At 70.8% G+C, this 14,399-nt stretch carries 14 protein-coding genes and 1 rRNA gene; 13 read left to right on the top strand and 2 right to left on the bottom strand.

Going from position 1 to position 14,399, the window contains the following annotated elements; translation table 11 throughout:
- Positions 1-62 precede the first annotated feature (62 nt).
- The 9 genes from argC (at position 63) to E1295_RS03090 (ending at position 9,327) form a co-directional block, all read left to right on the top strand.
- Positions 63-1,085 carry an N-acetyl-gamma-glutamyl-phosphate reductase gene (gene argC, locus E1295_RS03130; protein ID WP_132628119.1) on the top strand — a complete coding sequence of 341 codons (1,023 nt, stop codon included), beginning with the start codon at positions 63-65 and terminating at the stop codon, positions 1,083-1,085.
- Between the two features lie 67 nt (positions 1,086-1,152).
- Complete coding sequence (argJ, locus tag E1295_RS03125) at positions 1,153-2,319, top strand: bifunctional glutamate N-acetyltransferase/amino-acid acetyltransferase ArgJ (RefSeq protein WP_132628118.1); 1,167 nt, start codon at positions 1,153-1,155, stop codon at positions 2,317-2,319.
- Positions 2,316-3,188 (top strand): acetylglutamate kinase, encoded by an 873-nt coding sequence (gene argB, locus E1295_RS03120; RefSeq protein ID WP_132628117.1) that lies wholly within the window; start codon positions 2,316-2,318, stop codon positions 3,186-3,188. Before argJ ends, argB begins: the two co-directional genes overlap by 4 nt.
- Positions 3,188-4,354, top strand: a complete 1,167-nt coding sequence (locus tag E1295_RS03115; RefSeq protein WP_132628116.1) for an acetylornithine transaminase — start codon at positions 3,188-3,190, stop codon at positions 4,352-4,354. Before argB ends, E1295_RS03115 begins: the two co-directional genes overlap by 1 nt.
- Positions 4,351-5,301: an ornithine carbamoyltransferase gene (gene argF / locus E1295_RS03110; RefSeq protein WP_132628115.1), complete on the top strand. Its 951-nt coding sequence runs from the start codon at positions 4,351-4,353 to the stop codon at positions 5,299-5,301. Before E1295_RS03115 ends, argF begins: the two co-directional genes overlap by 4 nt.
- An 8-nt stretch (positions 5,302-5,309) precedes the next feature.
- Positions 5,310-5,819 carry an arginine repressor gene (locus E1295_RS03105; protein WP_132628205.1) on the top strand — a complete coding sequence of 170 codons (510 nt, stop codon included), beginning with the start codon at positions 5,310-5,312 and terminating at the stop codon, positions 5,817-5,819.
- A 52-nt stretch (positions 5,820-5,871) separates the two neighbouring features.
- On the top strand, positions 5,872-7,071 hold the full coding sequence (locus tag E1295_RS03100) for an argininosuccinate synthase (RefSeq protein ID WP_132628114.1): 1,200 nt from the start codon (positions 5,872-5,874) through the stop codon (positions 7,069-7,071).
- A gap of 103 nt (positions 7,072-7,174) precedes the next feature.
- On the top strand, positions 7,175-8,596 hold the full coding sequence (gene argH / locus E1295_RS03095; protein WP_132628113.1) for an argininosuccinate lyase: 1,422 nt from the start codon (positions 7,175-7,177) through the stop codon (positions 8,594-8,596).
- A complete protein-coding gene (locus E1295_RS03090; RefSeq protein ID WP_132628112.1) occupies positions 8,578-9,327 on the top strand; it encodes a DNA-3-methyladenine glycosylase in 750 nt (249 codons plus the stop codon). The genes argH and E1295_RS03090 overlap by 19 nt, the downstream gene beginning before the upstream one ends.
- On the opposite strand, the gene E1295_RS03085 is transcribed toward E1295_RS03090, so the two are convergent.
- Entirely contained in the window at positions 9,267-9,668 is a 402-nt protein-coding gene (locus E1295_RS03085) for a PH domain-containing protein (protein ID WP_132628111.1), read from the bottom strand. The genes E1295_RS03090 and E1295_RS03085 overlap by 61 nt on opposite strands.
- 94 nt (positions 9,669-9,762) lie before the next feature.
- Here E1295_RS03085 and tyrS point away from each other — a divergent pair, with 94 nt between their 5' ends.
- The gene (gene tyrS / locus E1295_RS03080; protein WP_132628110.1) at positions 9,763-11,028 is read left to right on the top strand and encodes a tyrosine--tRNA ligase; all 1,266 of its coding nucleotides are present in this window, start codon (positions 9,763-9,765) and stop codon (positions 11,026-11,028) included.
- Between the two features lie 27 nt (positions 11,029-11,055).
- Here tyrS and E1295_RS03075 read toward each other — a convergent pair whose 3' ends face one another.
- Positions 11,056-12,552, bottom strand: coding sequence for a glycosyltransferase family 39 protein (locus E1295_RS03075; RefSeq protein ID WP_246079803.1), 1,497 nt, complete (start codon positions 12,550-12,552; stop codon positions 11,056-11,058).
- Between the two features lie 32 nt (positions 12,553-12,584).
- On the opposite strand from E1295_RS03075, the gene E1295_RS03070 reads away from it, so the two are divergent.
- The 3 genes from E1295_RS03070 to E1295_RS03060 all read left to right on the top strand — a co-directional run.
- The gene (locus E1295_RS03070) at positions 12,585-13,190 is read left to right on the top strand and encodes an HAD family hydrolase (protein WP_132628109.1); all 606 of its coding nucleotides are present in this window, start codon (positions 12,585-12,587) and stop codon (positions 13,188-13,190) included.
- Positions 13,187-13,423: a hypothetical protein gene (locus E1295_RS03065; protein ID WP_132628108.1), complete on the top strand. Its 237-nt coding sequence runs from the start codon at positions 13,187-13,189 to the stop codon at positions 13,421-13,423. Before E1295_RS03070 ends, E1295_RS03065 begins: the two co-directional genes overlap by 4 nt.
- A gap of 899 nt (positions 13,424-14,322) precedes the next feature.
- Positions 14,323-14,399: ribosomal RNA gene (locus E1295_RS03060) — 16S ribosomal RNA — on the top strand; the annotation flags it as partial.

Genomic DNA, 14,399 nt, shown 5'->3' with positions numbered 1-14,399 from the left:
GTGCATCATTTTCACAAGCAAGGTCATGAGCTATGATGCATGAATATGCAGGAGGCGGCAGAATGAGAGCGGCGATCGCGGGGGCCAGCGGCTACGCGGGAGGGGAACTGCTCCGCCTCCTGCTCGGCCATCCGGAGTTCGAGATCGGGGCGCTCACCGCGGCGTCCAGCGCGGGCAGCCTCCTCGGCGCCCACCAGCCGCACCTGCCCCAGCTGGCCGACCGCGTCCTCGACGAGACCACCGCCGGCGCGCTCGCCGGGCACGACGTGGTCTTCCTCGCGCTGCCGCACGGCCACTCGGCCGCCGTCGCCGCCGCCCTCGGCGAGGAGACGCTGGTCGTCGACTGCGGCGCCGACCACCGGCTCGCCGACCCCGCCGTCTGGCAGGAGTTCTACGGCGGCCGGCACGCCGGCACCTGGCCCTACGGCCTGCCCGAGCTCCCCGGACAGCGCGAGGTGCTCAGGCAGGCGACCAGGATCGCCGTCCCCGGCTGCTACCCGACCTCCGTGCTGCTCGCCCTGTCACCCGCGTTCGCCGCCGGGCTGGCCGGGCCAGACGTGGTCGTCGTCGCCGCCTCGGGCACCAGCGGCGCGGGCCGATCGCTCAAGCCCCACCTGCTCGGCAGCGAGGTCATGGGCTCGGCGAGCGCGTACGCCGTGGGCGGTGCCCACCGGCACACACCCGAGATGGAGCAGGGGCTGTCGGCGGTCGCGGGCGCCCCCGTGCGCGTCTCGTTCACCCCGACGCTGGCCCCCATGAGCCGCGGCATCCTCGCCACCTGCTCCGCCCCGGCCGCTCCAGGCGTGACCAAGGAGTCGCTGCGCACGGCGTACGAGAGCGCGCTCAAGGGCGAGCCCTTCGTCAGGCTGCTGCCGGAGGGCCTCTGGCCCGCCACCGCGATGACCTACGGCGCCAACACCGCCGCCCTGCAGGTGACGCTCGACGAGCGTGCGGGCCGCGTGGTCGCCGTCATCGCCATCGACAACCTCACCAAGGGCACGGCAGGGGGCGCCGTCCAAAGCGTCAACCTCGCCCTCGGCCTGCCGGAAGAGCTCGGCCTTCCCCTGACAGGAGTCGCACCTTGAGCAAGCGCAGCGCATCGAACGACGAGCACGGGAGCTCACCGCTCCCCTCCCCGCAAGGGGCGGTGGCATGAGCGTCACGGCACCCCTGGGTTTCAGGGCCGCGGGAGTCTGCGCGGGGATCAAGCCCGGCCGCGCTCGCGATCTCGCTCTCGTCGTCAACGACGGGCCCAGCCGCGCCGCCGCGGGCGTCTTCACCGCCAACCGCGTCAAGGCCGCGCCCGTGCTCTGGTCGCAGCAGGTCCTGGCGGGCGGGCGGCTGCGCGCCGTCGTGCTCAACTCCGGCGGCGCCAACGCCTGCACCGGCCCCGAGGGTTTCCAGGACACGCACGCCACCGCCGAGAAGGTGGCCGAGCTCCTGGAGGACTCCGCGGGCGAGGTCGCGGTCTGCTCGACCGGCCTCATCGGCGAGCGCCTGCCGATGGACCAGCTGCTGGGGGGCGTCGAGAGCGCCGCCGCCCAGCTCGCCCGCGACGGCGGCCTGGCCGCGGCCGACGCCATCCGCACGACCGACACCGTCTCCAAGATCTCGTTCAAGCGTGGCGGCGCCGACGACGACGGCGCCTACATGGTGGGCGGGATGGCCAAAGGCGCCGGCATGCTCGCGCCCGCCCTGGCCACGATGCTCTGCGTGATCACCACCGACGCCGACCTGACCGGCGACGAGCTCGACGTCGTGCTGCGCAGGGCCACGGCCGTCACGTTCGACCGGCTCGACACCGACGGCTGCATGTCGACCAACGACACCGTGCTCCTGATGTCCAGCGGCGCCTCCGGGGTGCGGCCCGACCTCGACGAGTTCGAGCAGAAGGTCACCGAGGTCTGCGCCGACCTCGCCAGGCAGCTGCTCGTCGACGCCGAGGGCGCCTCCAAGGCCATCGCCATCGAGGTGGTCGGCGCGGCCGGCGAGGACGACGCGGTGAAAGTCGGCCGCGCGGTCGCCCGGTCCGCCCTGCTCAAGTGCGCCATCCACGGCGAGGACCCCAACTGGGGCCGCGTCCTGGCCGCCGTCGGCACCACCGACGCGGAGTTCGAGCCCGACCGCCTCAACGTCGCCATCAACGGCATCTGGATCTGCCGGGGCGGCGCCGTGGGCGACGACCGCGACAAGGTGGACATGCGCCCCAGGGACGTGACGATCACCATCGACCTGTCGGCGGGGCCGCACACCGCGACCGTGCACACCACCGACCTGACGGCCGCCTACGTCCACGAGAACTCGGCGTACTCCTCATGAGACTGACCACCGCGCACACCAAGGCCGAAGCGCTGATCGAAGCCCTGCCGTGGCTGACCCGCTTCCACGGCGCGACCGTCGTCATCAAGTACGGCGGCAACGCGATGACCGACGAGGCGCTCAAGTCCGGCTTCGCCGAGGACGTCGTCTTCCTGCGCCACGCCGGTCTGCGGCCGGTCGTCGTGCACGGCGGCGGCCCGCAGATCAGCAGCGCCCTCGACAAGCTGGGCATCGAGTCCACGTTCACCGCCGGGCTGCGGGTCACCACGCCCGAGGCCATGCAGGTCGTCAGGATGGTCCTGGTCGGGCAGGTCAACCGCGACATCGTGGGCCTGGTCAACCGGCACGGCCCGTTCGCCGTCGGCCTGTCGGGCGAGGACGCCCACCTGTTCACCGCGGTGCGCAAACACGCGGTCGTCGACGGCGAGCCGGTCGACATCGGCCAGGTCGGCGAGATCATCAAGGTCGAGCCCGGCGCGGTGGGCGCGCTGCTCGACGACGGCCGCATCCCGATCGTCTCCAGCGTGGCGCGCGGAGACGACGGAGAGATCTACAACGTCAACGCCGACACCGCGGCCGCCGCGCTCGCCGTGGCCCTGCAGGCCCGCAAGCTCATCGTGCTCACCGACGTGGAGGGCCTCTATGCCAACTGGCCCGACGACACCGACGTGATCGACGAGCTGAGCGCCGACGAGCTCGCGACCATGATGCCCACGCTGTCCAGCGGCATGGTACCCAAGATGGAGGCCTGCCTGACGGCCGTGCAGGGCGGTGTGCCCCGGGCCCACGTGCTCGACGGCCGCGTGCCCCACTCCATGCTGCTGGAGATCTTCACCAACGAAGGGATCGGAACCATGGTGATGCCCTGATGAACCTGTTCGAACGGTTCGAGAAAGCCTTCATGGGCAACTACGGCGTCCCCCCTGTGGCGCTGGCCCGGGGCGAGGGCACCCGCGTCTGGGACGTCGACGGCAGGGAATATCTCGACTTCATCGGCGGCATCGCGGTCAGCTCGCTCGGCCACGGCCACCCCGCACTGGTCGAGGCCGTCTCCCGGCAGGTCGCCACGCTCGCCCACACCAGCAACCTGTTCCTGCACGAGCCGGAGGTCCTGCTCGCCGAGAAGCTCCTCGGCATGCTCGACGCCCCGGCCAGGGTCTACTTCGCCAACTCCGGCACCGAGGCCAACGAGGCGGCCTACAAGCTGGCGCTGAAACACGGCCGGCGCGAGGGCCGCTCCTACTTCGTCGCCGCCGAGAACGGCTTCCACGGCCGGACGATCGGCGCGCTCTCCCTGACCGGCAAGAAGGCGATCCGCGACCAGTTCGGCCCGTTCCCCGTGGACGTGCGGTTCGTCCCCTACGGCGACGCCGACGCCCTCAAGGAGGCCGTGACCGGCGACTGCATCGCGGTGTTCCTGGAGCCCACCCAGGGCGAGGCCGGCGTGGTGCCGCCGCCCGACGGCTACTTCCAGGCGGCCCGCGAGATCTGCGACTCGACCGGCGCGCTGCTGGTCGCCGACGAGATCCAGTCCGCCATCGGCCGCACCGGCCACTGGTTCGCCCACCAGACCGAGGGCGTCACCCCCGACATCCTCACCCTGGCCAAGGGCCTGGGCGGCGGCCTGCCGATCGGTGCCTGCGTAGGCTTCGGCGACGTGGGAAGGTTGTTCGACAAGGGCGACCACGGCTCGACGTTCGGCGGCAACCCGGTTGCCTGCGCCGCGGCGCTGGCCGTCCTCGACAACCTCGACCTCGGCCACGTCAGGTCGATGGCCGCGCGGCTGCGGGAGGGGCTGGAGGCCGTCGACCACCCGCTGCTCGCAGGTGTGCGCGGGCGCGGCCTGTGGCTGGCCACGGTGCTGCGCGAGCCGCGCTCGGCCCAGGTGCAGCAGGCCGCCGCGGCGGCCGGCTTCCTGGTCAACGCGCTCCAGCCGGACGCGGTGCGCCTGGCGCCGCCGCTGGTCGTGACGGCGGACGAGGTCGACGCCCTGGTGGCGTCCTACCCGCGGATTCTCACGGAGGCGGCAGCATGACCATCCGTCACTTCCTCAGGGACGACGACCTGTCGCCTGGCGAGCAGGCGGAGGTGCTGGAGCTCGCCGCCGCGATGAAGAAGGACCGCTTCGGCTACCGTCCCTTCGAGGGGCCGCGCACTGTCGCGGTGCTGTTCGACAAGCCGTCCGCCAGGACCCGCATCTCGTTCCACACCGGCATCGGCGAGCTCGGCGGCCTGCCACTGGTCGTCGACAACGTCTCGGTGCTCATGGGCCGCGGCGAGCCCACCGCCGACCTGGCCAGGGTGCTCGACCGGCAGGTCGCCGCCATCGTCTGGCGCACCTCCGGGCAGGAGCTCATCGACGAGATGGCCGCCCACTCACGGGTGCCGGTCGTCAACGCGCTCACCGACGGGTTCCACCCCTGCCAGATCCTCGCCGACCTGCAGACCGTCCACGAGCGGATGGGCCGCACGGCCGGGCTCACGCTGACCTACCTGGGCGACGGCGCCAACAACATGGCCCACTCCTACCTGCTCGGCGGCGCCACGGCCGGCCTGCACGTACGGATCGCCGCCCCGGCCGGCTACCAGCCCGACGCGGTCGTCTTCGAGCAGGCCGCCGCCATCGCCGCCGAGACCGGCGGCTCCGTGGTCGCGCTGTCCGACCCGGTGGCCGCCGCGCGGGGCGCGCACGTGATCGCCACCGACACATGGGTGTCCATGGGCCAGGAGGGGAAGGAGGCCCGGGTCGCCGCCCTCATGCCGTACCAGGTGAACGACGAGCTGCTCGGTCACGCCGCGCCCGACGCGATCGTGCTGCACTGCCTGCCCGCCTACCGCGGCAACGAGATCACCGAAGAGGTCCTGGAAGGCCCGCGCAGCGTCGTGTGGGACCAGGCGGAGAACCGCCTGCACGCCCAGAAGGCACTGCTGCACTGGCTTGCCACGCACGCCGACCCGGACCGGGCGCCGGAGGCCGCGTGACCATCCCGATGACCAAGGCGGCGCGGCAGGCGAAGATCACCGACCTGCTGCAGCGGCAGGCTGTGCGCTCCCAGCCCGAGCTGGCCAAGCTGCTCGCCGAGAGCGGCGTCGAAGTCACACAGGCCACGCTCTCACGCGACCTCGACGAGCTCGGCGCGCTCAAGCTGCGCGCCGAGGACGGTTCGCTGGTGTACGCGCTCCCCGGCGAGGGCGGCGGCCGCATCCCGGTGGCCAGGCTCGGCACCGGCGAGTCCCCGGCGGCGCGGCTGCACCGCATCGCCGAGGAACTGCTGGTCGGGGCCGAGGCCTCGGCCAACCTGGTCATCGTACGCACCCCTCCGGGCGCGGCCCAGTTCCTCGCCTCCGCCATCGACCACGCCGACTGGGAGTCCATCCTCGGGACCGTGGCGGGTGACGACACGATCCTCGTCATCAGCCGCGACCCGGCGGGCGGTCAGGAGGTCGCCGACGCGCTGCTGAAAGTGGCCGACCGACGTAGTCCGCCCACTCCGCCGTGAGTGGGCTGCGCCGTACGGACTTCCCGAACATCAGCACTGGAGACGAAGCACAATGCCCGACAGAGTGGTTCTCGCATATTCCGGCGGTCTCGACACCTCGGTCGCCATCCCCTACCTCGCCGAGAAGATGAACGCCGAGGTCGTCTGCGTCGCCGTGGATCTCGGCCAGGGCGGCGAGGACATGGAGCTCATCCAGAAGCGGGCCATGGACTGCGGCGCGGCCGAGTCGGTCGTCGTGGACGCGCGGGAGGAGTTCGCCGCCGACTTCTGCGTCCCCGCCCTGCAGGCCAACGCCCTCTACATGGACCGCTACCCGCTGGTGTCGTCGCTGTCGCGCCCGCTCATCGTCAAGCACCTGGTGTCGGCGGCCGAACGCTTCGGCGGCACCATCGTCTCCCACGGCTGCACCGGCAAGGGCAACGACCAGGTCCGCTTCGAGGCCGGTCTGGCCGCGCTGGCCCCCGACCTCGAGATCATCGCGCCCGCCAGGGACTTCGCCTGGACCCGCGACAAGGCCATCGAGTACGCCGAGGCCAAGGGCCTGCCCATCGAGACGTCGAAGAAGAACCCGTTCTCCATCGACCAGAACCTCTGGGGCCGCGCCGTCGAGACCGGATTCCTCGAGGACATCTGGAACGGCCCCACCGAGGAGGTCTACTCCTACACCGCCGACCCCCGGCAGCCGCGCCCGGCCGACGAGGTCGTCATCACGTTCGAGCAGGGTGTCCCGGTCAAGATCGACGGCCGGTCCCTCACCCCCTTCCAGGTGATCGACGAGCTCAACCGGCGCGCGGGCGCGCAGGGCGTCGGCCGGATCGACATGGTCGAGGACCGCCTGGTCGGCATCAAGTCGCGCGAGGTGTACGAAGCGCCGGGCGCGATCGCGCTCATCGCCGCCCACAAGGAGCTGGAGAGCGTCACCGTCGAGCGCGACCTGGCCCGCTTCAAGCGGGGCGTCGACCAGCGCTGGAGCGAGCTCGTCTACGACGGCCTGTGGTTCTCGCCGCTGAAGAACGCGCTCGACGCCCTCATCGCCGACACGCAGAAGCACGTCAACGGAGAGGTCAGGATGAGCCTGCACGGAGGCAACGCCACCGTGACCGGCCGCCGCTCCCACGACTCCCTGTACGATTTCTCGCTCGCCACCTACGACACCGGTGACACGTTCGACCAGTCGCTGGCCAAGGGCTTCGTCCAGCTCTTCTCCCTTCCGGCCAAGATCGCGGCGGCGCGCGACGCGAGAAGGCGCTGAGTTGCACTAAGGTCACGCCGGGAGCGCAGGAGCTCGGGGGTGCGCGCGACGCGATGCCGGCGACCACGAAGCGGGCGCGATGATGAGACACGGCACTGAGGAGATGACGGTGAGTGATGGCAAGCCGATGCGGTTGTGGGGCGGACGTTTCGAAGGGGGACCGTCCGACGCGCTGACCCGGCTGTCGGTGAGCGTGCACTTCGACTGGCGGCTCGTGCCGTACGACCTGGCGGCGTCCAGGGCGCACGCCCGGGTGTTGCACAGGGCGGGGCTGCTCAGCGACGAGGAGCTCGAGCGCATGATCGGCGCGCTCGACGACCTCGAGGGGGCCTGCAAGGCGGGCGAGTTCCGGCCGACGGTCGCCGACGAGGACGTGCACACCGCGCTGGAGCGCGGCCTGCTGGAGCGGCTCGGCTCGCTCGGCGGCAAGTTGCGCGCCGGCCGCTCGCGCAACGACCAGATCGCCACCGACCTGCGCCTCTACCTTCGTGACCACGCCCGCACGATCGTCTCCCGCCTGGTCGAGCTGGAGACGGCGCTCATGGCGCAGGCCGAGCAGCACGCGGAGACGGCCGCGCCCGGCATGACGCACCTGCAGCACGCGCAGCCGGTCTCGTTCGGGCACCAGCTCCTGGCCCACGTGCACGCCTTCGCCCGCGACGTCGACCGGATCACCGACTGGGACAAGCGCGCCGCGGTCTCCCCGCTCGGCGCCGGCGCGCTGGCGGGTTCGTCGCTGCCGCTCGACCCGCAGGCCGTGGCCGAGGAGCTCGGCTTCTCCTCCGCCGCGCCCAACTCGATGGACGCCGTCGCCGACCGCGACTTCGCGGCGGAGTTCCTGTTCGACGCGGCCCTGATCGGCGTCCACCTGTCGCGGCTGGGCGAGGAGATCGTCCTGTGGGCCTCGCAGGAGTTCCGCTGGATCGAGATGGACGACGCCTACTCCACCGGCTCGTCGATCATGCCGCAGAAGAAGAACCCCGACGTGGCCGAGCTGGCCCGCGGCAAGTCGGGGCGGCTCATCGGCGACCTGACGGCGCTGCTGACCACGCTCAAGGGCCTGCCGCTGACCTACAACCGCGACCTTCAGGAGGACAAGGAGCCGGTGTTCGACGCGGTCGACACGCTGCTGCTCGTCCTGCCCGCGATGGCCGGCCTGGTGGCCACGATGCGGGTCAACACCGCCCGCATGGAGACCTCAGCCCCCGACGGGTTCGCGCTGGCCACCGACCTCGCCGAGCTGCTCGTACGCCGCGGGGTCGCCTTCCGCGAGGCGCACGAGGCGGTCGGCCACCTCGTCGTGTGGTGCCAGGTCAACGACAAGGACCTGGGCGAGCTGACCGACGACGAACTGGCCAAGGTGTCGCCGCACCTGACGCCGGACGTCCGCGACGTGCTCAGCGTGCCGGGCGCGCTGGCCGCCCGCAAGGCCCACGGCGGCACCGCACCCGACCGCGTACGCGACCAGCTCGTCGCGCTCCGCGAGTCCGTCGACGCGCAGGCGGCATGGGCGGCGGGCAGCTGAGCTCCGCCCCGCTGCCGCGGAGCTTCTTCGACCGGCCGTCGCCCGAGGTGGCGCCCGACCTGCTCGGGCGCGTCCTCGTGCACGGCCCCGTCGCCGTGCGCCTCACCGAGGTCGAGGCGTACGGCGGCCCGGGCGAGGACCCCGCGGCCCACACCTACCGCGGCAGGACCCCGCGCAACGCCGTCATGTTCGGCCCGCCCGGTCACGTCTACGTCTACTTCACCTACGGCATGCACTTCTGCGCCAACCTCGTGTGCCTGCCCGACGGCTCGGGCTCGGCGGTGCTGCTGCGCGCGGGCGAGGTGGTGGCGGGCCTCGACGTCGCCCGCGCCCGCCGTACGGGCGGTCAGACCCCGGCGGGAGGCGGCCGGCGGGTCGCGGACCGTGATCTCGCCCGCGGACCGGCCAGGCTCACGGTCGCCCTCGGCCTGCTCCGCGAGCACAACGGCATCGACGCGATCCGGCCCGGCGCGCAGGGCGACACGGAGGCGCTGTCAACGCAGGACCACCGGCTCACCGGTGTCCCGCACGGCTCGGTCATCATGCTGGAGGGACGCCCCGCGGAGCCGGCCGCCATCAGGTCGGGCCCCCGCACCGGCATCTCGACGGCCAAGGAGACGCCGTGGCGGTTCTGGATCGACGGCGACCCGACCGTCTCGCCGTACCGCGCTCACGTGCCGCGGCGCCGCAACGCCGCGGCCACCTCCGTGGGGGAGGCGCCCAGCTCGTGAGAGCTGAAGATGTGCAGGAAGTCGCCGGTGTCGATCTCCAGCATCTCGCTGCGCAGGCCCCACCTCCGGCGTACGTCGACCTTGACGTCCCAGATCGCCTCCCACGGCACGTGGCGCCTGCCCGCGAACCCGTGCACCACGGTGATCCCGCTCTCGTCGGCCGCCAGCCGTACGGGAACGATCAGGTCGCGCAGGCCCATCGCGCCGATCAGCACGGTCGCGGGAACGGCCAGGATCATGCCGCCCACGTCGGCCCCCGCCCACCAGTAAAGGCCGAGCCCGGCGCATGCCAGAGCCCCTAAGATCTTCAAAACGGCCAGCTCGCGACGGACCCTCCACATGGACACGAAGCGTATCCAAGTGGCGGCCTGCCCGAGCGATCAGGCACGCTTGTACCGAACCAGATGTCAACCCGTCTACTGGAAAGCCGGCACCGTGACCGACATTCTCGATGACCTCGCGTGGCGAGGCCTGATCGCGCAGTCCACCGACCTCGACGCCCTGCGCGCGTCCATGGCCAAGGGACCGATCACGGTCTATTCCGGTTTTGACCCCACCGCTCCTTCGCTGCACGTCGGCCACTTCGTGCCGCTGCTGACGCTGCGCCGCTTCCAGCTCGCGGGGCACCGCCCGATCGGCCTGGTCGGCGGGGCAACCGGCCTGATCGGCGACCCCAGCGGACGCAACACCGAGCGTTCGCTCAACTCCAGCGACGTCGTCGCGGAGTGGGTGGATCGCCTGCGCGGCCAGGTCGGCCGGTTCCTCGACTTCGACGCGGGGCAGAACGCGGCGCTCATGGTGAGCAACCTCGACTGGACCGGCGAGCTGACCGCGATCGACTTCCTGCGCGACATCGGCAAGCACTTCCCGGTCAACCGCATGCTGGCCAGGGAGGCCGTGTCCGCGCGCCTGTCGGGCGACGGCCTGAGCTACACCGAGTTCAGCTACCAGATCCTGCAGTCCTACGACTACCTGGAGCTCTACCGCCGCTACGGCTGCACGCTGCAGATCGGCGGCAGCGACCAGTGGGGCAACATCACGGCGGGCGCCGACCTGGTCCGCCGCGTTGAGGGCGCGCACGTGCACGCGCTGACCCTGCCGCTGATCACGAAGGCCGACGGCACGAAGTTCGGCAAGACGGCGGGCGGCGCCCTCTGGCTCGACCCCGAGATGACCTCGCCCTACGCCTTCTACCAGTACTTCCTCAACTCCGACGACCGCGATGTGATCCACTACCTCAAGGTGTTCACGTTCAAGAGCCGCGAGGAGATCGAGCAGCTGGAGAAGGCGGTCGCCGAACGCCCGTTCGCCCGCGAGGCCCAGCGCACGCTGGCCGAGGATCTCACCGAGCTCCTCCACGGCAGACGCGAGCTCGACGCGGTCGTGGCCGCCTCGAAGGCGCTGTTCGGGCAGGGCACGCTGGAGGAGCTTCCCGCCGCCACGCTCGGCGCCGCGCTCGCCGAGGTCCCGAAGGCCAAGGTCGACTCGCTCGGAACGCCCTTCGTCGACCTGCTGTCCGACAGTGGGCTGGTGGAGTCGAAGTCGGCCGCCCGGCGTGCGGTCAAGGAGGGCGGGGCCTACCTCAACAACGTGAAGATCACCGACGAGTCCTACGTGCCGACCTCCGATGACCTGCTGGCCGGGCGCTACCTGGTCCTGCGCCGCGGAAAGAAGTCGATCGGCGGCGTCGAGGTCGGCTGACCGGCCGCGCGAGGCGGGTTCCGCGGATCACGCGGGGCCCGCCTCTTGCTGTCGCGGCGTTGCCTGGCGGGTGAACAACGTCACCGTCAGCCCTGGCAGATCGCCCGAGTGCTTGGCGAGGTCGAGCTCGAAGCCCGCCTGACGCACCTCTTCCACGCGGTCGATGCCGTCGCCCTCCAGCCCCGACTTCTTGGTCCCGCGCCAGACGACCCACACCCGATCGTGTTGTCGCAGCGCCGCCGAGACATCGGAGCGCTCCGGATAGCCGAACCCCCCGGGATCGGGCGCGTCACCCGTCCTCAACACGTCGACCGGCATCAGGGAGTCGGCGTAGTAGTCGAAGCCCGAGCGCAGCTGGCTCTGCCCGTACACGATGGCGTCGTCGGGCTCGGCCTTGATCACGCGCAGCGCCCACGGGATGTTCTCGAAACGCCCGTTCTCTTCGCGTACGTCCACATGCTCCTGGACCGACAACCCGAACCCCAGCAGCACGACGACCACGGCGGCCACCACGGGGAACCGGGGGATGGCGGCCACGGCCAGCCCGGCCAGCAGCGCCAGCGCGGGAGCGGTGACGAACAGGTAGCGGTCGACGTAGACCGGCGTCACCAGGTGGGACACCGCGAGCAGCAGCCCCGGGGGCAGCAGGAGCCATCCCGCCAGCACGAACGGCCACGGACCGCCGGCCACGCCGGTGTCCCGTCTGCGCGCCGCCGCCCACAGCAGCGCCGCCCCTGCCACGGCCAGCACGAACAGCAGCACGCCGAGCCCGGTCGTCCCCGCCGCCATCTTCGGGAACTTCAGCCACACCTCCGGTCCCCGCTGCGGGATCCAGCTGATGGCGTGCCGCTCGCCGTACCCGATGAGCCCCAGCACCACGGCGGGAACACATCCGGCGGCCAGCGCCGCGGCCATGCGCGTCAGCACACCGCGCCGGGCCAGGAACAGATGAGCGGGCAGCACCAGAACCGCGAACAGGTGCGTCGAGCACACCAGCGCGACCGCCACCCCGTAGAGCATCCACCGCCGGCCGGCCGGCCGTTCGAGCGCCCGGTGCAATGCCCAGAACGACAGGACGACCGCGGCCGCGGCGAAGGCATAAGACCTGGCGAAGGCCCCGTAATAGGACACCGTGGGCAGGATCGCGAAGACGGCCGCACCGATGACGCCGGCCCGGACGCTGTGCAGGCGCCGGCCCAGATCGGCCAGGAACCAGGCCGCCACGGCGATCGCCACCGCCGACGGGAACCGCAACCACAACTCCGCCGTGCCCGCCTTCACCCAGAAATGCATGAACAGGTAGTACGGCAGGAAATGGCCGTCGATGTGCTGAGCCAGCTCCCACATCCCGGCCAGCGACCGTGAGGCGGCGCTGACGGTGGCCAGCTCGTCGCCGTTCAGGGTGGCCGAACCGGTGCCGGACAACGCCGCGATCCCGGCGAGGGACGCCATCCACCAGGGCGCTGACGTGCGGACACGCGCGGCGGGACGCGCGGGGGGAGCGAGCGTGGCAGCAGTGGTCACCGGGGAAGGATACGCGTCGTAGGGTCGGGCGCATGGCCAATGTGATGGTGTTCGACCTTTATGGCGTGATTGCCCGTACCCAGTCCCCGGAGAAGCGGCGGCGGCTCGTCGAACTGGCGGGCGTACCCAAGGAACCGTTCTGGGAGGCCTACTGGGCCTGCCGGCCGCCCTACGACGAGGGCCAGGACAGCACCGCGTACTGGGGCGCGGTGGCCGGCCGGCTGGGCACCCGCTTCGCCGACGTGCCCGCGCTCATCGAGGCCGACCTCGACAGCTGGTCCGACGTGGACGAGTCGATGGTGCGGGTCGTGCACGAACTGGCGGACCAGGGACACCGGCTGGGCCTGCTGTCCAACATCATCGAGGAACTGGTGCCCTACTGGGAATCGCGTCACGGTGACCTGCTGGGACGGTTCGCCTCGGTGACGTTCTCGTGCCGCATCGGGGCGGCCAAGCCGGAGCGGCGGACGTACGAGTTGTGTGCGGAACGGATCGGCGCGACGCCGCAGGACATCCTCTTCCTCGACGACAACCTGGTGAACGTCATGGGCGCGCGCGAGGCGGGGATGGCGGCGGAGCTGTTCGAGTCGCCGGGACAGGTGCGGGCTCTCGCCGAGACGGTCACGCTCCACCGTTGAGGCGCCTGTTGCCGGGTGGCGTGTGTCGGCTCCATAACGATCAGGACCCGCCGCCCGGCGAGCCGGCCGCCCGTACCGGCCACACGACCTTCTGTGCCGGCCATTCGCAGAATGAACGCCCTTCCCGGGCAGTCGCGCCTCCTGCCGATGAACAGCTCGGCCAGGACGATGAACAGCTCGGCCAGTACATCGAACACGCCGAGCAGGCACTGACCACCATGCGCAAGCACTGACCAGCATGCGCAGGCACTGATCACCGGCGCAGGCGCTGACCAGGGGGACCGGGCGCTGAACAGCATGCGCAGACAATGACCACCGGCAGCAGGCACTGATCACCGGCGCAGGCGCTGACTAGCGGGAACAGGCACTGACCAGCGCAGACAGGCAGCCGTCCTTCTGGCCGGTCGGCCAGGCGGACCTCGGCGTTTCTCCCGCTGTCCGGCAGCCCCCGGAACATCGGACGCCGCGTTGTCGCGCGCCGGCCATGAGCCCGGCGCCGCTCAAGAACCCCTGGGTACGCGGCCTGGCCGAATGCAGCACCGAGGAGTCGCCACGCCACTGTCGCGATGCGCCGAGGCCGTCACCGCGTGACCCCCTGTGCGTGACCGCTCGCCACGCCGGTGGGACGGGACGATTTGACGTGTCGCGGATCGCGACCTAATCTTTCACTTCGCCCCGGGTGTGAGCCGGACGCCGATCAGGTGGACGGGCCCCAGGGCAAGCCCTTTGACAGGACCAGTCGCTCGGCGGAGCCGCTTCGGCGCGCTCAGGCCTGAGCCGTCCGCGTACGCGTCGTGATCGCCGAAAAATCGGTTGTTTCGACACGCCTCGGATGACACGGTACGTTGTGAGGGCTGCCCCGGAAGCGGGGTGCGCCATCCTAAGAAGGTCGATCGGTCTTTTTCAAACCTTCGGGTTTGACGGAGAAATCGCTCGGCTGATAAAGTAAAGTAAGCGAAGAAAAAACGCCTCCGAGTCGGATTCGGAAGAATCTCGGTGAGGATGTACGCGTGCGTTTCTTGAGAACTCAACAGTGTGTTAAAAGCCAGTGCATGATGCACAACCCCGTCCATCGGCCTCGTTTTTGTGGTCGGTGTTGACGGATTCCTTTTTGATAGTTGGGTTCAGACCTTTTTTGGAGAGTTTGATCCTGGCTCAGGACGAACGCTGGCGGCGTGCTTAACACATGCAAGTCGAGCGGAAAGGCCC

This window comes from Nonomuraea mesophila (assembly GCF_004352805.1).
In the GTDB taxonomy this organism is placed as follows: Bacteria; Actinomycetota; Actinomycetes; order Streptosporangiales; family Streptosporangiaceae; genus Nonomuraea; species Nonomuraea longispora.
This window is presented reverse-complemented; position numbering and strand designations above follow the sequence as displayed.